The sequence below is a fragment of the Pseudomonas sp. W17 genome (assembly GCF_040268305.1).
In the GTDB taxonomy this organism is placed as follows: domain Bacteria; phylum Pseudomonadota; class Gammaproteobacteria; order Pseudomonadales; family Pseudomonadaceae; genus Aquipseudomonas; species Aquipseudomonas protegens.
In genome coordinates this window covers 6722070-6744243 of record NZ_CP158490.1, presented here as the reverse complement: position 1 = coordinate 6744243, position 22174 = coordinate 6722070, and the positions used below count along the sequence as shown (strand labels likewise).

20 protein-coding genes are annotated in these 22174 nt (G+C 64.0%); 8 read left to right on the top strand and 12 right to left on the bottom strand.

Going from position 1 to position 22174, the window contains the following annotated elements:
- Positions 1-160 precede the first annotated feature (160 nt).
- Genes ABCR88_RS31105 through ABCR88_RS31095 form a run of 3 tightly spaced genes read left to right on the top strand, consistent with a single transcriptional unit; the run spans position 161 to position 3919 of the window.
- Positions 161-1561 (top strand): MBOAT family O-acyltransferase, encoded by a 1401-nt coding sequence (locus ABCR88_RS31105; protein WP_026020235.1) that lies wholly within the window; start codon positions 161-163, stop codon positions 1559-1561.
- On the top strand, positions 1548-2693 hold the full coding sequence (locus tag ABCR88_RS31100) for an SGNH family hydrolase (RefSeq protein ID WP_015637387.1): 1146 nt from the start codon (positions 1548-1550) through the stop codon (positions 2691-2693). The genes ABCR88_RS31105 and ABCR88_RS31100 overlap by 14 nt, the downstream gene beginning before the upstream one ends.
- 2 nt (positions 2694-2695) lie before the next feature.
- Positions 2696-3919, top strand: a complete 1224-nt coding sequence (locus ABCR88_RS31095; protein WP_015637386.1) for an SGNH/GDSL hydrolase family protein — start codon at positions 2696-2698, stop codon at positions 3917-3919.
- Positions 3920-4132: 213 nt separating this feature from the next.
- On the opposite strand, the gene ilvD is transcribed toward ABCR88_RS31095, so the two are convergent.
- Positions 4133-5974: a dihydroxy-acid dehydratase gene (gene ilvD, locus ABCR88_RS31090; RefSeq protein ID WP_072443548.1), complete on the bottom strand. Its 1842-nt coding sequence runs from the start codon at positions 5972-5974 to the stop codon at positions 4133-4135.
- 301 nt (positions 5975-6275) lie between these two features.
- Between ilvD and ABCR88_RS31085 the strand changes: the two genes are divergently transcribed.
- On the top strand, positions 6276-6845 hold the full coding sequence (locus ABCR88_RS31085) for a hypothetical protein (protein ID WP_350403835.1): 570 nt from the start codon (positions 6276-6278) through the stop codon (positions 6843-6845).
- Positions 6846-6875: 30 nt separating this feature from the next.
- On the opposite strand, the gene ABCR88_RS31080 is transcribed toward ABCR88_RS31085, so the two are convergent.
- The 4 genes from ABCR88_RS31080 to ABCR88_RS31065 form a co-directional block, all read right to left on the bottom strand.
- A complete protein-coding gene (locus ABCR88_RS31080) occupies positions 6876-8087 on the bottom strand; it encodes a multidrug effflux MFS transporter (protein ID WP_350403833.1) in 1212 nt (403 codons plus the stop codon).
- Positions 8080-9057 carry a diiron oxygenase gene (locus ABCR88_RS31075; RefSeq protein ID WP_350403832.1) on the bottom strand — a complete coding sequence of 326 codons (978 nt, stop codon included), beginning with the start codon at positions 9055-9057 and terminating at the stop codon, positions 8080-8082. The genes ABCR88_RS31080 and ABCR88_RS31075 overlap by 8 nt, the downstream gene beginning before the upstream one ends.
- Positions 9057-10136, bottom strand: coding sequence for a SagB family peptide dehydrogenase (locus ABCR88_RS31070; protein ID WP_236187030.1), 1080 nt, complete (start codon positions 10134-10136; stop codon positions 9057-9059). The genes ABCR88_RS31075 and ABCR88_RS31070 overlap by 1 nt, the downstream gene beginning before the upstream one ends.
- Positions 10137-10546: 410 nt before the next feature.
- Complete coding sequence (locus ABCR88_RS31065; protein WP_011064045.1) at positions 10547-11743, bottom strand: class I SAM-dependent rRNA methyltransferase; 1197 nt, start codon at positions 11741-11743, stop codon at positions 10547-10549.
- Positions 11744-11970: 227 nt separating this feature from the next.
- Here ABCR88_RS31065 and ABCR88_RS31060 point away from each other — a divergent pair, with 227 nt between their 5' ends.
- Positions 11971-12783 carry an HDOD domain-containing protein gene (locus tag ABCR88_RS31060; protein WP_162865006.1) on the top strand — a complete coding sequence of 271 codons (813 nt, stop codon included), beginning with the start codon at positions 11971-11973 and terminating at the stop codon, positions 12781-12783.
- A gap of 33 nt (positions 12784-12816) precedes the next feature.
- Positions 12817-13629, top strand: a complete 813-nt coding sequence (gene mutM, locus ABCR88_RS31055) for a bifunctional DNA-formamidopyrimidine glycosylase/DNA-(apurinic or apyrimidinic site) lyase (protein ID WP_011064043.1) — start codon at positions 12817-12819, stop codon at positions 13627-13629.
- A gap of 63 nt (positions 13630-13692) precedes the next feature.
- On the opposite strand, the gene ABCR88_RS31050 is transcribed toward mutM, so the two are convergent.
- The 5 genes from ABCR88_RS31050 to ABCR88_RS31030 all read right to left on the bottom strand — a co-directional run bounded on the left by ABCR88_RS31050 (position 13693) and on the right by ABCR88_RS31030 (position 18492).
- Positions 13693-13944: a YfhL family 4Fe-4S dicluster ferredoxin gene (locus tag ABCR88_RS31050; protein WP_011064042.1), complete on the bottom strand. Its 252-nt coding sequence runs from the start codon at positions 13942-13944 to the stop codon at positions 13693-13695.
- A 134-nt stretch (positions 13945-14078) separates the two neighbouring features.
- A complete protein-coding gene (coaD, locus tag ABCR88_RS31045; RefSeq protein ID WP_003176711.1) occupies positions 14079-14558 on the bottom strand; it encodes a pantetheine-phosphate adenylyltransferase in 480 nt (159 codons plus the stop codon).
- Positions 14559-14673: 115 nt separating this feature from the next.
- A complete protein-coding gene (locus ABCR88_RS31040; RefSeq protein ID WP_053154363.1) occupies positions 14674-16269 on the bottom strand; it encodes a GMC family oxidoreductase in 1596 nt (531 codons plus the stop codon).
- 174 nt (positions 16270-16443) lie between these two features.
- Positions 16444-16989 (bottom strand): hypothetical protein, encoded by a 546-nt coding sequence (locus ABCR88_RS31035; RefSeq protein ID WP_011064040.1) that lies wholly within the window; start codon positions 16987-16989, stop codon positions 16444-16446.
- A gap of 27 nt (positions 16990-17016) precedes the next feature.
- On the bottom strand, positions 17017-18492 hold the full coding sequence (locus ABCR88_RS31030) for a coniferyl aldehyde dehydrogenase (protein ID WP_350404918.1): 1476 nt from the start codon (positions 18490-18492) through the stop codon (positions 17017-17019).
- Between the two features lie 100 nt (positions 18493-18592).
- On the opposite strand from ABCR88_RS31030, the gene ABCR88_RS31025 reads away from it, so the two are divergent.
- Together ABCR88_RS31025 and ABCR88_RS31020 are read left to right on the top strand one after the other, a co-directional pair.
- Positions 18593-19264 (top strand): TetR/AcrR family transcriptional regulator, encoded by a 672-nt coding sequence (locus ABCR88_RS31025; RefSeq protein ID WP_011064038.1) that lies wholly within the window; start codon positions 18593-18595, stop codon positions 19262-19264.
- Between the two features lie 33 nt (positions 19265-19297).
- On the top strand, positions 19298-20152 hold the full coding sequence (locus ABCR88_RS31020; protein WP_350403828.1) for a sulfurtransferase: 855 nt from the start codon (positions 19298-19300) through the stop codon (positions 20150-20152).
- Positions 20153-20253: 101 nt separating this feature from the next.
- Here the strand turns inward: ABCR88_RS31020 and ABCR88_RS31015 are convergent, their stop codons facing one another.
- Positions 20254-21084 (bottom strand): AraC family transcriptional regulator, encoded by an 831-nt coding sequence (locus tag ABCR88_RS31015; RefSeq protein ID WP_232643734.1) that lies wholly within the window; start codon positions 21082-21084, stop codon positions 20254-20256.
- Positions 21077-22078: a hydrolase gene (locus tag ABCR88_RS31010; RefSeq protein ID WP_320335618.1), complete on the bottom strand. Its 1002-nt coding sequence runs from the start codon at positions 22076-22078 to the stop codon at positions 21077-21079. The genes ABCR88_RS31015 and ABCR88_RS31010 overlap by 8 nt, the downstream gene beginning before the upstream one ends.
- Positions 22079-22174: the final 96 nt, after the last annotated feature.

The window sequence follows — 22174 nt, the reverse complement described above, 5'->3', positions numbered from 1 at the left end:
TGTCTGTCGTTCGGTGCGGAGCCGGCGTCCGTTATAGGCGGAGAATGTTTCAACTTGTGACTGCCAAACCCCCTCTGCCATAATCGCGTCCGTTTCCCATCCCCCCGCCTGCTCTCCCTTGTGCCGGGTTTGTCCCCGACTGCACGTAATGGACTACGTTGTGAGCTATCTCTCGATCGAATTCGGCCTCTGCTTCATCCTGTTCTTCGTTCTGTACTGGGGCCTGGGCTTCAGCCTGCGCTTGCAGAACGTCCTGCTGCTGGTCGCCAGTTACGCGATCCTTGCCAGCTTCAGCCTGAACTTCCTCTACATCCTGCTGGGCTACACGGCCCTGGTGTACCTGCTCGGCCTGTTGAGCCAGCGTTACCCCGGGCGCGGCTGGGTCAACGGACTGATGCTGCTGCTGGTGCTCGGAGCGTTCTACCTGTTCAAGTACCAGGATTTCTTCACCAGTACGGTGCAGAACGCCTTCGCCCAGTTCGGTGTCGAGGTGTCGCTGCCGCTGCTGGAGGTGCTGCTGCCGGTGGGGCTGTCGTTCTATGCCTTCCACTCGGTCAGTTACCTGGTGTCGATCAACCGCCGTGAGCTGACCCCGGGCTCGCCCTTCGACCTGGCGCTTTACCTGGCCTTCTTCCCCAGCCTGATCGCCGGTCCGGTGAACCGGGCGATTCCCATGCTGGCGCAGATCAACCCGCCGCAGTTGCGCCAGGTGCTGGAGCCGCAGCGCGCCCTGGGCCTGATCGCGGTGGCGGTGGTCAAGCTGTTCTTCCTCAGTTCCTGGCTGGCCAACGAATGGGTCGACCCGGTATTCGACAGCCCGGTGGCCTATTCTGCCGAGCAGATCCTGCGTGCGGTCTACGGTTATTCGTTCCTGATCTACTTCAACTTCAGCGGCTACACCGACCTGGTGACGGGCATCGCCCTGCTGCTGGGCTTCCGCCTGCCACAGAACTTCAACTACCCCTACGCGGCGCGCAACCTCAAGGAATTCTGGGGCCGCTGGCACATCAGCCTGTCGACCTTCATCCGTGACTATGTGTACATCCCCTTGGGGGGCAACCGTGGCCCGGTGTGGCGCGGCAACCTGAACATGCTGCTGGCGATGCTGATTTCCGGCCTGTGGCACGGCGCCAGCGCCAACTTCATTATCTGGGGCGCGCTGCACGGTATCGGCCTGGCCCTGTACAAGCTGTGCAGCCCGCTGCTGGCCCGGGGGCCGAGCTGGATCGGCGCCGACCTCATGGCGCGGCTGTTGACGTTCCACTATGTGGCGTTCGCCTGGATCTTCTTCCGCTGCGCGACCCTGTCCGATGCCATGGACATGCTCAAGGGCCTGGGCGAGCTGTCCTTGGGCGGCCTGCTCGGCGGCGGCGCCAGCCTGCTGGGCTGCCTGCTGTTCGTTGCGTTCTACCCACGGATCGTGGCGCTGCTGCGCCGCCTGTTCGATGCCGCCACCGGTTTGCCGTGGCTGTTCTATCCAGTGCCGCTGGGGCTGTTTATCTGCGTGGTCATCTTCGCCTCTCCGTCGGGCGTGCCGGGGTTCATCTATGCCAGTTTCTAACCGTTCGCCCTTGTCGATCAGCCTCGGTAGCGCGGCCAAGGTCTTCTACGCCCTGGTGGTCACCAGCCTGCTGCTGGTGTGGTTCAACCAGCAGTCGATCCGCCTCTACTGCCAGCAGAAGTACCACGACGACTGCGAGGTCCCGGGGTTGTCGCAGAACCCGCAGTGGCGCTTTGGCGCGCAACTCAACCAGGCCCTGGAAAATGCCCGGGTGGCCTTTGTCGGCAGCTTTACCGGCCAGGTGATGGTGGCCGAGGCCGCCGCGGAGCAAGAGCTGCCTCCTTTGCCTACGCTGGCCGAGGTGTCTGCGCCCGTACCTGCGCCGGTTGCGACCGACCATGCTGCGCCGGTGCATCCGGCCCCCGTGCATCCCGCTCCGCAGGCGCCGGCTGCAGTGCACCCGCAGCCGGTGGCCGTGGCCCCGGTGGTCAGCCATCCGCCCAAGGTCGAGCCGGGGGCAACCACGCCTCTGAAGGCCAGCCTGGCCACCGGGGATGAAGTGTTCTTCGTCGGTGATTCCCTGATGCAGGGCGTGGCGCCACACATGGCCAACACCTTGCGCAAACGCTACAACGTCAAGAGCCTGAACCTCAGCAAGCAGAGCACCGGCCTTGCCTACCCGAGCTTTTTCAACTGGCCCAAGACGGTTGAAAGCACCCTGGCCAGCAACCCCAACATTCGCCTGATGGTGATTTTCCTCGGCCCCAACGACCCCTGGGACATGCCGGTGGTCAAGGGCAAGCCGTTCCTGCGCTTCAAGACCCCGGACTGGGAAGAAGCCTATCGCCAGCGCATCGATTCGATCCTCGACACCGCCCAGGCGCATAATGTGCAGGTGATCTGGGTCGGGCCGCCGAACATGGAGAAGCCCAAGCTGTCTACAGCCATGGCCTACCTGAGCCAGCTGTACAAGGGCCAGATCGAGCAGTACCACCAGCACTACGTCTCGGCCAACGAGATTCTCGGTTACCAGAGCGACGAATTCTCCTATTACCGCACCACCGGCGATGGCAAGAAGGTCAAGACCCGGGTCGACGACGGTATCCATTTCACCACCACTGGGCAGAAGCTGATCGCTGAGCGTGTGATCTCGCTGATCAACTTTCCCAGCCAACAATTGACGGAGCACTGACTATGGGGCGACTGCAAGGCATTGCGCTGTTGCTGGGCATCACCTTGCTGAGCAGTTGCAGCCCGACCACCGAGGTCCAGGCCACTCCCGCTTCGGCGCTGGCCAAGTCCGGGATGAAGGCGAAAAAAGTCCTGACCACCGGGACCGACCCGAACCTGGCGCTGCTGGCACGCAAATTCAGCACTTCCAACCGCACCCCCATCACCATTGTGCAACTGGGCGACTCCCACACCGCCGCCGACTTGTTCAGCGGTGAGGTGCGGCGCCTGCTGCAGGCGCAATACGGCGATGGCGGCATCGGTTTCGTGGCAGCCACGCCGGTGCCCGGCACCCGCTATGAGCGGGTGATTCTCGGCGCCGCCAAGCGCCAGTGGTCCTTGGTATCGGCACGCAACCAGCAGAGCAACCAGTTTCCCCTGGGCGGCTACCTGTCGCTGCCCCTGACCCCAGGCGCGCGGGTGCATATCGCCGAACGCCAGCCGAGCAACCAGCAGTACCGGATTTCCGCGCTGTACCAGGCGTCCAGCAACAGCACCCTGACCGCCCGGGACAACCTCAACAAAAGCAGCCGCATGCTGGCCGCTACGGGGGGGCAATGGCGCTTCAGCCCGCCGTTCAACAACCTGACCCTGCCCCTGGACCTGAACGTGGCCAGCAACCAGGGACTGGCCCTGGGCGGCTGGAACATCCTCGGGCAGAAGAGCGCCGGGGTGATCTATTCCGCCCTGGGGATCAACGGTGCACGCCTGGACGTGCTGGACAAGTGGCAGCCCGGCTGGCTGGAAGCCCTCAAGGCCCTGCGCCCGGACATGGTGGTGCTGGCCTACGGCACCAACGAAGCCTTCGACGACGACCTGGATCTGCAGCTGTACCGCAGCCAGTTGCAGGAGAAGGTCGCGCTGTTGCGCAAGAACCTGCCCAAGACCGTGATTTTGCTGGTGGGGCCGCCGGATTCCATCAAGCGTCGCAATGCTGGCAGTTGCGCGGCCTCCCAGCCCCAGCCGTTGCGGCAGATCATCCAGATCCAGAAGGACGTGGCGAAGAACAGTCGCACCCTGTTCTGGGACTGGCAGGCGTTCATGGGGGGGGACTGCTCCATCAGCAAATGGCAGGGCAGCGACCTGGCCCGCAACGACCTGATCCACCTGACCGCCGATGGTTATCGCAAGAGCGCCGATGGCTTGTATCGCTTCCTGCGCGGGCAATTGGGCGAACGCATGCCTTGAGCTCCCGGCACCGCTTCAGCGGCGGCGCCACCACCTTGAATGCTGCTGCAGGAACTGGCTTGCCAGCGAAGGCGCGGTCAAGGGCGATGCAAGGTTCAACGCTGCCTTCGCCGGCAAGCCGGCTCCTACGGGGCCAGGCTGCCAGCGCAAGCGCCGGCTAGGTCAAAAAAAATGCCCCGCACTTGGCGGGGCATTTTCATTGGCGGGCTACGATCACAGGCCGTCGAGCATGGCCTTGTTGCGCACCGCACCCTTGTCGGCGCTGGTGGCCAGCAGGGCGTAGGCCTTCAGCGCGGTGGTCACCTTGCGCGGGCGCGCTTCCACCGGTTTCCAGCCTTTCTTGTCCTGCTCGACACGGCGGGCCGCCAGTTCCTCGTCGCTGACCAACAGGTTGATCGAGCGGTTGGGAATGTCGATCAGTACCTTGTCGCCGTCCTGCACCAGGCCGATGGCGCCGCCGGCTGCCGCTTCGGGCGAGGCGTGGCCGATGGACAGGCCCGAGGTGCCGCCGGAGAAGCGGCCGTCGGTGAGCAGGGCGCAGGCTTTGCCCAGGCCCTTGGACTTCAGGTAGGAGGTCGGATAGAGCATTTCCTGCATGCCCGGGCCGCCTTTCGGACCTTCGTAACGGATGATCACGATGTCGCCTTCCTTCACCTCGTCGGCGAGGATGCCGCGCACCGCGCTGTCCTGGCTCTCGAAGATCTTGGCGTTGCCTTCGAAGACATGGATCGACTCGTCGACACCGGCGGTCTTCACCACGCAGCCGTCCAGGGCAATGTTGCCGTAGAGCACGGCCAGGCCGCCTTCTTTCGAGTAGGCATGCTCGACACTGCGGATGCAGCCGTTTTCACGGTCATCGTCGAGGCTGTCCCAACGGGTCGACTGGCTGAACGCCGTCTGGGTCGGGATGCCCGCCGGGCCGGCCTTGAAGAAGTGATGCACGGCTTCGTCGCTGGTCTGGGTGATGTCCCACTGGGCGATGCCTTCGGCCATGCTCTTGCTGTGCACGGTGGGCAGGTCGGTGTGCAGCAGGCCGCCACGGGCCAGTTCGCCGAGGATGCTGAAGATGCCGCCGGCGCGGTGCACGTCTTCCATGTGGTACTTCTGGATGTTCGGCGCCACTTTGCACAGCTGCGGCACGTGGCGCGACAGGCGATCGATGTCCCGCAGGTCGAAGTCGATCTCGGCTTCCTGGGCGGCGGCCAGCAGGTGCAGGATGGTGTTGGTGGAACCGCCCATGGCGATGTCCAGGGTCATGGCGTTCTCGAACGCCTTGAAGTTGGCGATGTTGCGCGGCAGGACCGACTCGTCGTTGTCGCCGTAGTAGCGCTGGCACAGCTCGACGATGGTGCGCCCGGCCCGCAGGAACAGCTCTTCGCGATCGCTGTGGGTGGCCAGGGTCGAACCGTTGCCCGGCAGGGCGAGCCCCAGGGCTTCGGTCAGGCAGTTCATGGAGTTGGCGGTGAACATGCCGGAGCACGAACCGCAGGTCGGGCAGGCGCTGCGCTCGTACTCGGCAACCTTCTCGTCAGAAGCGCTGGAGTCGGCGGCGATGACCATGGCGTCCACCAGGTCCAGGCCATGGCTGGCGAGCTTGGTCTTGCCGGCTTCCATCGGGCCGCCGGAGACGAAGATCACCGGGATGTTCAGGCGCAGGGCGGCCATCAGCATGCCGGGGGTGATCTTGTCGCAGTTGGAAATGCACACGATGGCGTCGGCGCAATGGGCGTTGACCATGTATTCCACGGAGTCGGCGATGATCTCGCGGCTCGGCAGGGAATACAGCATGCCGTCGTGGCCCATGGCGATGCCGTCGTCCACGGCGATGGTGTTGAATTCCTTGGCCACGCCACCGGCGCGTTCGATCTCACGGGCCACCAACTGGCCCAGGTCCTTCAGGTGCACGTGCCCCGGGACGAACTGGGTGAAGGAGTTGGCAATGGCGATGATCGGCTTCTTGAAGTCGGCATCTTTCATCCCCGTGGCGCGCCACAGGGCGCGGGCGCCGGCCATGTTGCGGCCATGGGTGGATGTTTTCGAGCGGTAATCAGGCATGGAGCACTCCGGGCGGCTAATCAGGTAACAAATGGGGAGTGAGCTTCTATTGACCTTGGGAACACTCAGAAATGGCCGTGTGTCCGAAAGCTGCCGATGACGCCGCGGGATCGCCGCGCGCCTCAGCCTGAGCTCATAAACCCGCCGGGGGATGACTGGCGATGAATTCGCCGATTCTACACCGCTGGCGTCAGGAAGGAATGCCGGGGCCGCTCTGTGGCATTGATTGCCTGGATATCACCGGACGCTGCCATCCTGGTTTAGACTCGCCGCCCTTCGATTACCTTCCAATGGAGCTGGAATGTCCGCGACTCTGCAATCCTTCAAGTTCTGCCTGGGCGTCGGCCTGCTGCAGGGGCTGTTGCTGATGTGGCTGGTGTTGTACAGCGATTGGTCCGGCCTGGGCATTGTCGCAACGGGCGCTGCGCTACTGGTGGGCGGCGGGGGGGTGCAAATGTTGGCCGGGCAGCAGCACCAGTGGCGCACCTGGGGGCTCATGTTGCTGCTGGGCCTGGGGGCGGCGGGGCTGGTACGGCTGTATGACGAGCTACCCTCCAGCCCACGGATGGAGTACTGCGTGGCGGCCGGGCTGCTGGTCGCCGTGGCTGTGGTGAGCCGGGTGCAAGGGCGGGCACGATTGGGCCGGCGCCTGCTGGGCAATGTCCTCTGGCTGGTGCTGGCCTTGCCATGGCCCTGGCTGGTGCTGAAGCTGTTCGAGCTGTGGCTCGCTTACCGTCATCTCGACCCTTTCAAGAGCGGGTGGATGTCCCTGCTGTTCTTTGCCGGCCCGACCCTGGCCTTCTCCCTTGGCCTGTGCCTGACTGGCCGCGGGCTGGCCCGTTTCAGCGAGGGAGCTGCCACAACCGCCTGATGGCCACCAGGACCCGGGCCAATCCGGGCTTCAGGCCAGGCGCAGGTTCCGGGCGCGGCGGCTGATGCGCTGGTTGACCAGCAGGCCGACGCTGCTCAGGGCGATGAAACTCAGGGCCAGGGTGGTCTGCAGGTCGCTGTCGCTGAGGTTGATCACGGCGCTGATCAGCCCGCCCATGACGAAAATCAGCGTGTTGCCGGCCGAGGCCGAGGCGCCGGCATTGTCCGGGAACAGTTCCATGGCCCTGGACGTGGCGGCGGGCCGGGTGATGGTGGTGCCGGCGGTACAGATGATCATCGGCACCAGCACCGTGCTGATGGACAGGCCGAACTGGCTGGCCAACAACAGCATGACCAGCCCGGCGAGGAAGATCAGGCACAACCCGGTAATGATCTGGGTGCCGGGCTCCAGGTATTTGTTGAGCACCCCGGCTACCACCCCGCCAATCACGTAGGCCGCGCCGTAGAGCAGCAGGGTCAGGGAAAACTCGTAGCTGCTGAGCTGCAGTTGCTCCAGGAAGATCAGCGGCGAGACCACGATGAACGAGAAGTGGCAAGCGAAGACGATGGCCGAGATCAGCCAGTAGGCGACGAAACTGAAGTTGCTGCAGACCCGTCGGTAGGCCTGGAGGATGCCGGTGCGCGGGCCGCTCCTGACGATCGGCGGGTTTTCCAGGGTGACCAGCGCCTTGAGAAACACCAGGACGGCAATCGCGCTGAACACATAGAAGCTACCTGGCCAGCCCATCAGGCTTTGCAGCAGGGTCCCGGCCAGGGGCGAGAGGGAAATGCACAGGCCGCTGGCGGTGACCATGAGGATCCGCAGGCGGTCGCGCTCCTGGCCGACGAACAGGTCCTGGACCAGCGCCTGGGACAGCACGAAGCAGCCACAGCCCAGTGCCTGGACCACGCGAAACACCAGAAACCAGTTGTAGTCCCTGGCCCAGACGCAGCCCAGAGCGCCGCCGACCGAGACGGCCATGCCGGCCAGCAGCAGGGTCTTGCGGCCCAGGGCATCCGACAGCGGGCCGATCAGCAACTGGGACATCGAGATGCCGATGGCGAACAGGCTGACGGACAGGGCGATGTCGGCGGCGCTGGTAGCAAAGTGTTGGGACAGTGCAGGAAAAGAAGGCAAGAGCACGTCGATCGGGAACACCCCGAGCATGACCATGGCCATGAGCAAGACGATGGCGCCGACCTTCCTGGTCGTGGAGGCAGAGTCATCCCTGATTTCAGGCATCGATCAGTCCCGTCTGGGTGAAGAGTCGGCGGTTGTCATCGTGCTCGAAGAAACCTGCGCGCCTCATGGCTTGCAGGGTGGCGCCGGCGATCGAGCGGGCGCGCAGCACTTCTGCACTCGGCTGAATCAGGCTGTGGATGGCGGCATGTGCCGCGGCGAGGGGAATGCCGGCCTCGTTCAGGCTTGCGCTCAGCCACTCCTGGTCCACGGCAGCGAAGATGAAAATGATATCGATCAGTTGGCTGGCGGAAAAAACCTGCTGCTGCGGCGACAGTCGTGCCCAGACATAGTCGAACACTTCGCTGAAATAACGACTGTGCCGGGCCTCGTCTTCCAGGTGCTCCCTGAACATCTGGTAGACCGTGGACACCAGCCCGTCATCGGTGATGCTCAGCAACTCCTTGGCAATGATGGTTTCGGAGACGAAACCCAGCAGGAACCAGGCCAGGGGCCGTTGAGAATCGGCGCAGCGGGCCAGCAGGTCGTGCATCAGGCGGATGCGCCTGGGCAGTGGCTGCCAGGCTGGCATGGCGTAACCATTCGCCACCTGCTCCGCCAGCTTGAAGGAGAACAGGGCGTGATAGCCCTCGTCGGTATACAACTGCAGGGCCGCGATTTTCATCGTCTCCGGCAGCTCGATCGCCAGTTCCCCGTGGATCAGGGTTTCCACCGAGCGGTTGACGATCTTGTGCTCCAGGATCGTCGTGTAGTGCAGGAAGTACACCAGGTGGTTGGCCGCCAGGCGCTGCTGTACCGTCCTCCCGGCGTGCTGGACGGCCGGGTCGGCGAAGTAGGGGATGAAGGCCGGCGGAAACCAGTCACGGGTCTGCAGTTCCTGTGCGAGCTCGCTGTGGGGCGGTAGCTGGTAGCTGCTCTTGCGCGAGCGCACCGCGGAGCGGTTGTCCCAGTCGCCGAGGGAGTAGGGACGCCGGCCTGCCGGGGCCTCTTTGGACGATGCGGCGGGGTGCATTACTGTTCGCGCTCCCGCTGTTCGATCAGGGCCTTGAGTTCCTTGCATTGCACCTGGCCATCACCTTGGCCGCAGCCGACAAAGAACAGCGGCTGCTCCGCGGCGTCCTGCAGCCCCAGCAATTGCTCCACGCGCTCGTCGCTCAGGGCTCCCGTCAGCCAGGTGTCCAGGCCCAGGGCAGTGGCCGCGAGCTGGAAGGTTTGCGAGATATGCCCGGCCTCGACATAGGCCATGCGGTAGGCCCGGGAGTGTTCGTATTTCCACCACAGCTTGTCGAAGCGGCAGGTCAGGAACAGGCCCAGGGGCAGTTCGTTGACGAAGTGCTGGCCAGCCAGCAGCAGGCCCAGGGGCTCTTCGGGAAGCGGGTGCACGGGCCGCAAGGCGTGCAGCTCCGGGTGGTAGTAATAGAGGCCCGGCTCCAGGCCGCGGACCCTGGCGGCATAGACGTAACCCTCGCAGGCGTTCAGGCCACCGCCGGAAGGGCTGCTGCGCCTTGGCCGCAGGGCTTTGGGGACGGTCTCGTCCGTGTCGGCTTCCCGTTCCTTGAGGTAGCCCAGGGACAGGTAGAGCAGGGTGCTGAGCTCTTCCAGGGCCACGGCCTGCTGGGAAAAGGAGCGTGAAGTCTTGCGCTGCAGCAGCACCTGGTTCAGGGAGCTGGCGGTTTCCAGTACCGGCGCGGGCAGGCGGATCAGACCATTGTGGGAGGTTTCGGCAAAGCGGGCTGAGGGGGCCGGGGTGTCCAGTACCTGATCGCAATGCTCGAGGTATTGGGCGGACCACTCATGAATATCCTGGGGCACTTGCTCGAAGGGCAGGTTCTTGGTGCCGATGTGGAAGATCCGCGACAGTTCATCCCAGCCCCATTCAAGCGGCTCGAAAGTCTCGTTGGACAGGAGCCCGGCGGCGGCGAATGCACTATCTATTTCATTCTTGTCGTCATACTGCGAAGGGTCTTCGACAAGTTGTATGAGGCGTGTGGAATAGATCGAGTCCAGTTCGAACTGAGTGTGATCTTTATAGTTCCAGATAACAGTGAAGGGCGGGCGGGCAAGTATGAAAAAGTTCGGGTTTATTTGCATGTTCTTTTAAAGCTCTGAACTTGACCAAAGATGAAGCTGGGTAGCCGGCACTCCCCAGTTCATCAATTACTTAGCGGGATTTAGCCGCTGCGAGGCAAGCCAGGTTGGCGATCTTTTTCGATTCGAGGGAGATAGCTTTCATTGTTATTGCTCCTAAACGATTTGAATGAATGTCGCTTCCTAAGCGACTTCCGAAGAGTAGACAGCAATAGAGAGGAATCAAGTAGCTATTAGGTAAGTGATTGCCTAGAGCACTGTAGGATATTGGCTAGTTACTTTGATGGATCATAGATATATGGGCGCGGGTTTCCCTGTGTTATCCAATGGCCCGGGCGGCGAGAGGCGAGAGGGGAGCGAGGCGCTCGAGCGGTTGCCCAGGGATGCTGTGGCGTCCCTGGGCAGGCAGTGGCTCAGCTGTTGGGCAGCAGGCGGCAGGTGATGCTCTTGATGTAGCGGGTTTCCGGAATGGCCGGGTGTACCGGGTGGTCCGGGCCCTGGCCGCCGCGCTCCAGCAGCTGGATGTTGCGGTCCAGGTGGCGGGCGCTGGTCAGGAGGATGTTCTGCAGGTCGTCTTCGGGCAGGTGCATCGAGCACGAAGCGCTGACCAGGATGCCGTCCTTGTTGAGCAGGCGCATGGCTTGCTCGTTAAGGCGGCGGTAGGCGCCTTCGCCGTTCTTCAGGTCTTTCTTGCGCTTGATGAAGGCGGGCGGGTCGGCAACGATCACGTCGAAGCGCTCTTCGCTGGCCTTGAGTTCCTTCAGGGCTTCGAAGACGTCGCCTTCGATGCAGGTCATTTTCTCGGCAAAGCCGTTCAGCGCGGCGTTGCGCTCCACGCCGTCGAGGGCGAAGGCCGAGGCGTCGACGCAGAACACTTCGCTGGCGCCGAAGGCCGCGGCCTGCACGCCCCAGCCGCCGATGTAGCTGTACAGGTCCAGCACGCGCTTGCCCTTGGCATAAGGCGCCAGGCGGGCACGGTTCATGCGGTGGTCGTAGAACCAGCCGGTTTTCTGGCCCTGGATCACCGGGGCTTCGAACTTCACGCCGTTCTCTTCCAGGGCGACCCACTCCGGCACCAGGCCGAACACGGTTTCGACGTAGCGTCCCAGGCCTTCGGCGTCACGGGCGGCGGAGTCGTTCTTGAACAGGATGCCGCTGGGCTTGAGCACCTGGGTCAGGGCGGCAATGATGTCGTCCTTGTGGGTTTCCATGGTCGCGGAGGCGATCTGTACCACCAGGATGTCGCCGAAACGATCGACCACCAGGCCCGGCAGCAGGTCGGAGTCGCCGTACACCAGGCGGTAGAACGGTTTGTCGAACAGGCGCTCGCGCAGGGACAGGGCCACGTTCAGGCGGTGCACCAGCAGCGACTTGTCCAGGGCCAGCTTGGCATCGCGCGACAGCAGGCGGGCGCAGATCAGGTTGTTCGGGCTCATGGCGACCACGCCCAGGGGCTTGCCGCCGGCGGCTTCCAGCACTGCCTGGTCGCCTGCCTTGAAGCCGTGCAGAGGGGTGGCGGCTACATCGATTTCGTTGCTGTAGACCCACAGGTGGCCGGCGCGCAGGCGGCGATCGGCGTTGGCTTTGAGGCGCAGGCTTGGCAGGGACATGACGTCGCTCCGGAAAAAAGGGCGCGATTATACCCCGTCGCGGGGCGCAAGCGATGGCCAATGGACCTGCGGCGGGAGCCCTTTGCCGCAACCATTGGGTAAAGTTCCTGTCCGGTCGCCCAACATTCCCGTGTTAGAGGTTAGAATCCCCGGCTCACCCAGAGCGTGTACTTATGTCCCAAGAGCTATCAGCCGAACAGATTCAACAGGCCCTGCAAGGCATCAGCGTGCCGCCCCAACCGCAAATCATGGTGGATTTGCAGATGGAGCAGTACATGCCCGATCCCGATCTGGAGGTGATCGCCAAGCTGATCTCCCAGGACCCGGGCCTGTCCGGCGCGTTGCTGAAGATCGTCAATTCACCGTATTACGGGCTGAGCAACAAGATTGCTTCGATCCAGCGGGCGGTGAATCTCCTGGGTAGCCGTTCGATCATCAACCTGATCAATGCGCAGTCGATCAAGGGCGAGATGAGCGATGAAACCATCGTCACCCTCAACCGCTTCTGGGACACCGCCCAGGATGTGGCCATGACCTGCCTGACCCTGGCCAAGCGCACCGGCTCCCAGGCCGTGGACGAGGCCTATGCCCTGGGCCTGTTCCATGACTGCGGCGTGCCGCTGATGCTCAAGCGCTTCCCCGACTACATGACTGTGCTGGAAGAGGCCTACGGCAGCGCCGGCCCGGAGCAGCGGGTGGTGGACACGGAAAACCGTGCCTTCAATACCAACCACGCGGTGGTCGGCTACTACACGGCCAAGTCCTGGCGCCTGCCAGAGCACGTGACCAACGCCATTGCCAACCACCACAACGCCCTGGCGATCTTCAGCGACGAGTCCTCGCGCAACAGCCAGCTGAAGAACCTGCTGGCGATCCTCAAGATGGCCGAGCACATCTGCGCGTCCTACCGGGTGCTGGGCAACCAGGTGGAAGACCACGAGTGGAACAGCATCGGCCACCTGATTCTCGATTATGTCGGCCTGTCGGACTACGACTTCGAGAACCTCAAGGAAACCGTGCGCGAGCTGGGCGCGCACTGATCGTTCATTTCGCGATGAGTACCAGGGGCGCATATGCCTGAATTACCGGAAGTCGAAACCACCCGGCGTGGAATCGCGCCGCATCTGGAAGGCCAGAAGGTCAGCCGGGTCATTGTCCGTGACCGGCGCTTGCGCTGGCCGATCCCCGAAGATCTGGACGTGCGCCTGTCCGGGCAGCGCATTGTGCTGGTGGAGCGGCGGGCCAAATACCTTTTGATCAATGCCGAAGTCGGCACCCTGATCAGCCACCTGGGAATGTCCGGCAACCTGCGTCTGGTGGAGGTTGGGCTGCCGGCGGCCAAGCACGAACATGTGGATATCGAGCTGGAGTCCGGCCTGGCCCTGCGCTACACCGATCCGCGGCGCTTTGGCGCCATGCTCTGGAGCCACGACCCGCTGAATCACGAATTGCTGGTGCGCCTGGGGCCCGAGCCGCTGACCGACCTGTTCGACGGCGAGCGCCTGTATCAGCTGTCCCGCGGACGTTCCATGGCGGTCAAGCCGTTCATCATGGACAACGCGGTGGTGGTGGGGGTGGGCAATATCTATGCGACCGAGGCGCTGTTCGCCGCGGGCATCGACCCGCGCCGCGAAGCCAAGGGGATTTCCCGGGCGCGCTACCTGAAGCTGGCGATCGAGATCAAACGCATCCTGGCGGCCGCTATCGAGCGCGGCGGCACCACCTTGCGCGACTTTATCGGTGGCGATGGTCAGCCGGGCTACTTCCAGCAGGAACTGTTCGTCTACGGGCGTGGCGGGGAGAACTGCAAGGTCTGCGGCACCGGGCTGCGGGAAATCAAGCTGGGCCAGCGGGCCAGTGTCTATTGCCCGCGTTGCCAGAGCTGAGAAGCTTCGCCGGCAAGCCGGCTCCTACAGGTGTTTGTGGGAGCCTAAAGGGCGCCATATCACTCAAGCCTTGCCGGTGATCTTCCGGTACTTGGCCATCAACTCTTCTTCGGTTTCCGGGCGGGCTTCGTCCAGCGGAATGCAATCCACCGGGCACACCTGCTGGCACTGCGGCTCGTCGTAGTGGCCGACGCACTGGGTGCACAGGTTCGGATCGATGACGTAGATCTCTTCGCCTTGGGAAATCGCCGCGTTAGGGCACTCGGGTTCGCAGACGTCGCAGTTGATGCAATCGTCGGTGATGATCAGGGACATGGGGTACTCCGGCCTGGGCGGCAGGCCCGGGCATGTAAAAACGAATGCGCGCAATTGTGCCGTATTGACGCCCACAGTGCACGCGGGCGCGATGGCTGACGTCAGGCGAGGGCCCCGGTGCGGGGCCGCGCGGCTTATTTCTTGAAGCGCAGGGTCAGCGCGTCGGCGACCGCCGGGTGCACGAACTTGGTGATATCACCGCCCAGAGCAGCGATTTCACGGACCAGGGTCGAGGAAATGAACGAGTAGCGCTCCGACGGAGTGAGAAACAGGCTTTCCACGTCCGGGGCCAACTGGCGGTTCATGTTGGCCAGCTGGAATTCGTATTCGAAGTCCGAAACCGCCCGCAGGCCGCGCAGGAAGACATTGGCGTTCTGCTCCTTGGCAAAATGCGCCAGCAGGGTGGAGAAACCGACGACTTCAACGTTGGGCAGATGCTTGGTCACCTCGCGCGCCAGTTCCACGCGCTGCTCCAGGGGGAACAGCGGGTTTTTCTTGGGGCTGGCGGCAACGGCGATGATCACATGGTCGAACAGGCGCGAAGCGCGTTCGACCAGATCGCCATGGCCCTTGGTAATAGGGTCGAAGGTACCTGGGTACAACACTCGGTTCATCGCGTCGTCCTGGCGGGAATCCGTTGGGGAGTCGGATGGTATCGCAGCCTTCCCGGTCGGCCAAGTCGCCTTTTAGGGAAGAAAGCACTATAGACGACGAGAATATCCCACTTTTTCACACTGCTTTCAGGCGCTCCGCCAAGGCGCTGGCCAATTGCGCCGTGAGCCCATAGACCGACAGCTGCGGGTTGGCGCCGATGCTGGTGGGAAACAGCGAGCCGTCGTGGACCGACAGGTTGTGCAGTTGATGGTGGCGCCCGAGGCTGTCGGTGACCGCGGTTTTCGGATCTTCGCCCATGGCGCAACCGCCCATCACGTGGGCACTGCCCAGGCGGGTGCGGTACAGGGCCAGGTCCAGGCCGTCGATCTGCGCCCGCACTTCGTCGAGGCTCTTGGCGAAGCGTGCATCGCTGTGCAGCGGCTTGACCGCCTTGGCGCCGCCAGCGAACTGGATCTCGGCCATGCTGTGGAAGGCCCGGCGCAGTCCGTCCCAGGCGTAGGGTGAAACCTGATAGTCGAGGACCGGGGTGCCGTCACCCCGCAGTTCGACGTTGCCGCCGGTGCTGTCGGGGTGAAAGCCGTCCCGCAGCAGGGCAAGCATGGCGTGGGTGTGGGGCAGTTGCTCCATGGACAGCCCGCTCTGCGGCCCGAAGCCGCCCAGCAGGGTGCTGGCCAGGGCCGGCTGCAGGGGCGGCACTTCAAGTTTGTAGGACATCTTGCCGGTGGTGCCGTCCTGCCACTGGAAGTGGTCGGAATAGATCGACTGCGGCGCGCCGTAGAACGGGTTGATCACCTCGTCGAACTGCCCGGCGGAGAAGTTGACCAGGTGCAGGAAGGTGCGTTTGCCCAGCCGCGAATGCGGGTCCGGCGCATCGGAACGCAACAGCAGGGCCGGGCTGTTGATGCCGCCACCGGCCAGCACGTAATGCTTGGCCTTGACCGTGATGGTGCGCCCGGTGGGGGCCACGCAGCGGGCGTCCATGGCCTGGCATTGCAGGCTGGTGACCTTGTCGTCCTTTATTTGCAGGCGCTCGGCCCGGGCCAGGTACAGCAGCTCGCCACCTTTCTCCAGGGTCGCCGGAATGGTGGTCACCAGCATCGACTGCTTGGCGTTGGTCGGGCAGCCCAGGCCGCAGTAGCCCAGGTTCCAGCAGCCGCGCACGTTGCGCGGAATCACATGCCAGCTGTAGCCCAGGGCTTCGCAGCCCTTGCGGATCACGTCGTTGTTGGCGTTGGGCGGCATGACCCAGGGCGCGACGCCCAGGCGCTGTTCCATTTTCTCGAACCAGGGCGCCATTTCGGCCGAGCTGTGGCCCACCACCCCGTGCTCACGGGCCCAGTGCTCCAGGGTCGGGTCAGGCGTGCGGAAGCTGGACGTCCAGTTGATCAAGGTAGTGCCGCCCACGGCGCGGCCCTGGAGGATGGTGATGGCGCCATCCTTGCTCATGCGCCCGATGCCTTCCTGATAGAGGCTGGTGTAGGCCTGGTCTTCGAGCATCTTGAAGTCGTCGCTGGTCTTGAGCGGGCCTTCTTCGATCAGCAGCACCTTGTAGCCGGCGGCGCTGAGGATCTCGGCAGTGGTGCCGCCCCCGGCGCCGCTGCCGATGATGGCGACATCGGCTTCCAGGGTCAGGTCCTGCTCCAACTGCGAGCCGTTGTAGGTTTTCCAGCCACGATTCAGGCCTTCGCGGAACAGATCAGGTACAGGCATATCGGGTGCTCTCTTATTATTGATGGCTCGGCGCGTATCCACTTTAGCCGCTGCTGAGCCTGCGAAGCTGCGAAAAGGCCCCCAGGGCCTTGCTTGACGATCTGCAGCCGAACCCCCAGTGCCACGCGAGCGTCCCGCTCGTTCGCAGCCTGTGGCAGCGGCTACAAAGGCCGGTCAGACCTTCGGTGGCCCTGGATAACCGCAATGGGCCCAGGACTCGGGCCGGGTGTACCAAGCCATCATCACCAGTTGCAGCAACGAGGCATGGCCCATGCGCAGCAGGGCCAGGAAGCTGTTTTCCCAGCGGCTGAGGAAATTGCGGATGTCATCCGCGCTGGCGTTTTCCCAACTGCCCCAGATCCCCGTCAGCGGGCCGCGGGTGACCGCCATGCCCAGTACATCGAACAGCTGCTGGGTGAGCTTGAACATCTCGGTCGACAGGTGATTGAGAGCGTTGTCCAGATTGGCCAGGGTGCCCTCGATGGCGGCGGGCATCTTGTCCGCCGGTACGGCGCCTTCGAGCATCACCGGGATCAGCGCCCGCAGGAACGGCAGGTCATTGCTGCGCAGCATGGTGAAACCGCTGGCGGGCGTGCTGGCGGAGCAACCGCTGAGGCTGGCGCCGAGCCCGGCAGTGGCCAGGAAAGCGCTGGCGCAGAGGCCGATTTTCAGCAGGCCGCGCCGTGACAGCGCGGGTGTTTCAGACAGGCTAGGGGTCATTGTTGTTATTACCCGGCGTTGTACTGGTTAACGAATGAACAGCTTCTGGATGAGCTTCTGGATCGATTTGCCATACGGCGGGTAGATCAGGCGGGCGGCGTTGAACCGCTGCTTGATGAACACCCCCTTGGCCTTGCTGAAGGTCAGGAAGCCTTCATGCCCGTGGTAGTGGCCCATGCCGGAAGGGCCGATGCCGCCGAACGGCAGGTCGTCCTGGGCCACATGCAGCAGGGTGTCGTTGAGGCACACGCCGCCGGAGTGGGTTTCGTTGAGCACCCGTTGCTGCTCGGCCTTGTCGTAGCCGAAGTAGTACAGCGCCAGCGGGCGCGGACGCTGGGTGATATAGGCGAAGGCCTGGTCCAGGGTCCGGTAGGGCACGATGGGCAGGATCGGGCCGAAGATCTCGTCCTGCATCACGGTCATGTCATCGCTGACATTGAGCAGCAGGCTGTGGCCCAGGCGTCGTTCCTGGTTCTGCTCGAACAGTGGCACTAGCAGCGCGCCCTTACTGGTGGCGTCGCTCAGGTAACCGTTGAGCCGCGCCAGCTGGCGCTGGTTGATGATGGCGGTGTAGTCGGGGTTGTCTGCCAGGGTCGGGAAGAAACCGCGCACCACCTGGCGATAGGCTTCGACAAAGGCGCCGACGCGCTCTTCCGGTACCAGTACGTAGTCCGGGGCGACGCAGGTCTGCCCGGCATTGAGGGTCTTGCCGAAGGCGATGCGTTCGGCAGCGTCCTTGAGGGGCACGGTGCTGGAGACGATGGCCGGGGATTTGCCGCCCAGTTCCAGGGTCACCGGGGTCAGGTTTTCCGCGGCGGCGCGCATCACGTGCTTGCCGATGCTGGTGGCGCCGGTGAACAGCAGGTGGTCGAAGCGCAGCTTGGAAAACGCCATGCCCACCTCGGCCTCGCCCAGCACCACGCACACCAGGTCCTCGGGGAAGACCCGGGCCAGCAGTTGCTTGAGCAGTTGCCCGGTGGCGGGGGTGGACTCACTGAGCTTGAGCATCACTCGGTTGCCGGCGGCCAGCGCCCCCACCAGCGGGCCCATGCACAGGTACAGCGGGTAGTTCCACGGCACTATGATCCCGACCACCCCCAGGGGCTGGTAGACCACCTTGGCCGAGGCCGGCTGGAAGGCCAGGCCCACGGCGCGGCGGGACGGCTTCATCCATTTCTTCAGGTGTTTGCTGGCGTAGTGGATGCCGTGCAGGCTGGGCATCAGCTCGGCCAGCAGGGTTTCGTCGGCGCTGCGGTTGCTGAAGTCCTGGCTGATGGCATCGATCAGGGCCTGGCGCTCGTTGTTAAGCAGTTCCTGCAGTGCCTTCAGCCATTGCTGGCGCTGCGCTGCGGGGGGCATCGGGTTGGCGGCAAAGGCCCGGCGCTGGGCTTCGAACAGCTCAAGCAGCTCGTCCTGTTGCTGAAGGGAATCCTGCAGGTAAGCGATTTCGGCAGACATGGACGGGCTCCGTCTTTGTAAGGTGGCTAGTTTTTTAGAGCTTATGCTCTAAAATGTCAATTGCCCTCCTGCGCCAGTGGCGATTTATCCCCGGGGGGATAGAACGTAAGATGCACGCCAGCCTTCTGAATTAAAGCCCACGCCCATGGCCCCACGCATAAAAACCCGCGAACGCATCGTCCAGTTCAGCCTCGAACTCTTCAACCAGCAGGGCGAGCGTAACGTCAGCACCAACCATATTGCGGCGCACATGGAGATTTCCCCGGGTAACCTGTACTACCACTTCCCCAACAAGCAGGCGATCATCGCCGTGCTGTTTGCCGAGTACGAAAGCCTGGTGGACAGCTTCCTTCGACCGCCCCCCGGGCGCGCGGTCACCGTGCAAGACAAGCGCTACTACCTGCAGGCTCTGCTGGCGGCCATGTGGCGCTATCGCTTCCTGCACCGCGATCTGGAACACCTGCTGGACAGCGACCCCGAGCTGGCAGCGCGCTACCGACGCTTTTCCCAGCGCTGCCTGATCCAGGGCATGGCCATCTACGGGCGTTTCGTCGACGCCGGGATCGTCGCCATGGACAAGGTGCAGATCGAATCCCTGACCCTCAATGCCTGGATCATCCTCACCTCCTGGGTGCGCTTTCTGTGCACGACCCGGGAAAACTCCACGCACCTGAGCGAAGAAGCCATCAAGCGCGGGGTGTACCAGGTGCTGGTGCTGGAGGCCGGTTTCGTCACCGACCAGGCCCGGGAAGCGGTCAACGGCCTGTTCGAAGAGTTTTATGTGCCCTTGGCCCAAGCCCTGGAAGAAGTGCAGTAGGATCAACCTCCAACTTATTCACTGGAGCCCGCCATGCCCCTCGCGCAGTTGATCAGCCCGCTTGCCCTGGACCAGAAGAAACAGCAGCCTGGCCTGGTGATTCTGGATTGTCGCTTTGCTCTGGAAGACCCGGACTACGGGCAGCGCAGCTATGCCGAAGGGCATATCGCCGGGGCGCATTTCGCGGACCTGAACCGGGATCTGAGCGGGCCGGTGGTCAAGGGCGTGACCGGTCGCCACCCCTTGCCGGAGCCGGCGCAACTGCTGACGCGCCTGCAGGCCTGGGGCATCAGCGGCGACAGCGACATCGTGCTGTACGACGACGGCCCGGGTGCCTTCGCCGCCCGCGCCTGGTGGTTGCTGGCCTGGCTGGGCAAGCGTGACGGGGTGTTCATTCTCGATGGTGGCCTGAAAGCCTGGCACGCCGCTGGCCTGCCGCTGAGCCTGGATGCCCCGGAAAACGCGCCGGGGCAGTTCGTCGGGCACCCTGATCACAGCCTGCTGCTGGATGCCGAGCATCTGGGCAAGCGCCTGGGCCAGGCGGACCTGACGCTGCTGGATGCCCGTGGCCTGCCGCGCTTTCGTGGCGAAGTGGAACCCATCGACCCGGTGGCCGGGCATATTCCCGGGGCGCAATGCGCGGCGTTCACCGACAACCTGGGGGAGGATGGGCGCTTTCTACCGGCCGATCAGCTCAAGCAGCGTTTCGCGCAGAAACTGGCCGGGCGTGACCCGCAGCAACTGGTGGCCTATTGCGGTTCTGGTGTCACCGCCTGCCACAACCTGTTTGCCCTGAGCCTGGCCGGCTACCCCCTGGGGCGGCTGTATGCCGGTTCGTGGAGCGAGTGGATCACCGATGCGCAGCGGCCTGTCGCCACCGGTGACTGACGGCCTTTACCCGTAGCCCCTTCGCTGGCAAGGCAGCTCTTACGGCCCGCAGGCCTCCGCGAACCTGTAGGAGCGAGCTTGCTCGCGAAAGCCGCACCGCCCTACTGCAGAACTGCACTGCGATAAGCCGCCGGCGCTACCCCATACACCTGCTTGAACTGCCGACTGAGGTGACTCTGGTCGGCAAACCCCAGTTGTGTCGCCACTTCCAGGGGCAGGCAGCCATCACGCAGCAAGGCCCGGGCCTTGGCGATGCGCTGTTGCATCAACCAGGTGTGGGGCGGAATCCCCGTAGCCCGGCGAAACACCCGGGCGAAATGGAACGGTGACAGGTTCACCGCTGCTGCCAGTTCCTCCAGTGAAGGCGGCGCCGCCAACTGCGAGCGCAGCAACTCCTTGGCCTGGACGATGGCCCGGTGTTCCTGCCCGGGTTTACCTGGTGCCCGCACTCCGGCGTGCCGTTGCAACAGCAACAGCAGCATTTCTCGCCATTGGGTCTGTTGTTGCAGGGCCGTGGCCGGGCTTTCCAGCAGGTGGTGCAGGCGGGCAAAACCCTGTACCAGGTCCGGATCGCGGTACAAGGTGGCGCCAAAGGCCGGAAGGCTGCCGCTGGGCAGTTCCAGTTCATCCAGCAGGCCGAATATCTGCTGGTTCTCCGGGTAGAAGGCGCGGTACAGCCAGCCGTCTTCCACGCCCTTGGCCCCGGTGTGCAGCTCATCCGGGTTGATCAGCACCAGGGTGCCGCTGCCCGCCAGATGCTCGGCTCCACGATAGCGGTAGCGCTGGGCACCGGCCATGATCATGCCGATCACATAACCCTCGTGCACATGGGGCACGAAACGCTGCTCGATGTAACGCGCGGCCAGCAACTCGACCCCGGCCAGGGGCGCACTCTGCCAGAATCGGATCGATTCCCGGGCTGGCTTATCCATGGCGATCCAGGCCTGCCAACCATTGTGGGATCCGCCGCTCCAGGTAATAGCCGGGGTGTTTCAGGCTGCCGTCGACAAAACCCACATGGCCACCCTTGGCCTGCAGCTCGAACTGGGTACTGGCGGATAGCTCGCTGGCTTCGGGCAGGCTGTGACGGAATACGAAGGGGTCGTCCGCGGCCTGGATGATCAGGGTCGGGGTCCGGATTTGCCCCAGGAAATAGCGGCTGGAGGCGCGGCGGTAATAGTCCTGGGCATCGGCAAAGCCGTGCAGCGGTGCGGTGACCCGGTCGTCGAAGTCCCAGAAGGTGCGCATCTTGGTCAGCGGCCCCAGTTGCGCCAGGGTGGCCAGGCCTTCGTGGCGGCCGTCGTGCTGGAACTGGCGCTGCTTGTCCTTGATGTAGGCCAGCATCTCGCGCATGAAGTGCGCCTGGTAGACCTTGGAAAAGCCCTGGCCTATGCGATCGGCGCACTGGTCCAGGCGAAACGGCACCGACACCGCCGTGGCGCCTTGCAACGGGCTGTCGCTGCCGCTTTCGCCTAGGTATTTGAGCAGCACATTGCCCCCCAGGGAGTAGCCCACCGCATAGAGCGGCGCCTGGGGGCGCTTGGCCCGCAGGTGAGCGATGGCGGCAGCCAGGTCTTCGCTGGCCCCGGAGTGGTAGCTGCGGGGCAGCAGGTTGGGCTCGCCGGAACAGCCGCGCCAGTTCAGCGCCGCGCTGGCCCAGCCCCGGGTTGCCAGGGCCTGCTGCAGGCCGGCCACGTAAGGCGAGTTGGAGGAACCGGTCAAACCATGCAGCACCAGCACCAGGGGCGCGTCGGCGCTATGGGGGCCGTGCCAGTCCAGGTCGAGAAAGTCGCCGTCGTCCAGCCACAAGCGTTCGCGCTGGCGCTCAAGATGAGTGCTCGGGCGCCACAGCGGGCCCCACAGGGTCTGCAGGTGCGGGTTGCCAAGGCCGAAGGCGGGGGTGAAGCGATCAGGCGAGTCGGGCACGGGGAGGGTCTCGATGCAGCGGCGCGCAGCCCGGGCGGGCTGCGTACCTTGTTCCGGTCGGCTTGAGAGCCTGTCTACGATCTGCTGCGCGGCTCG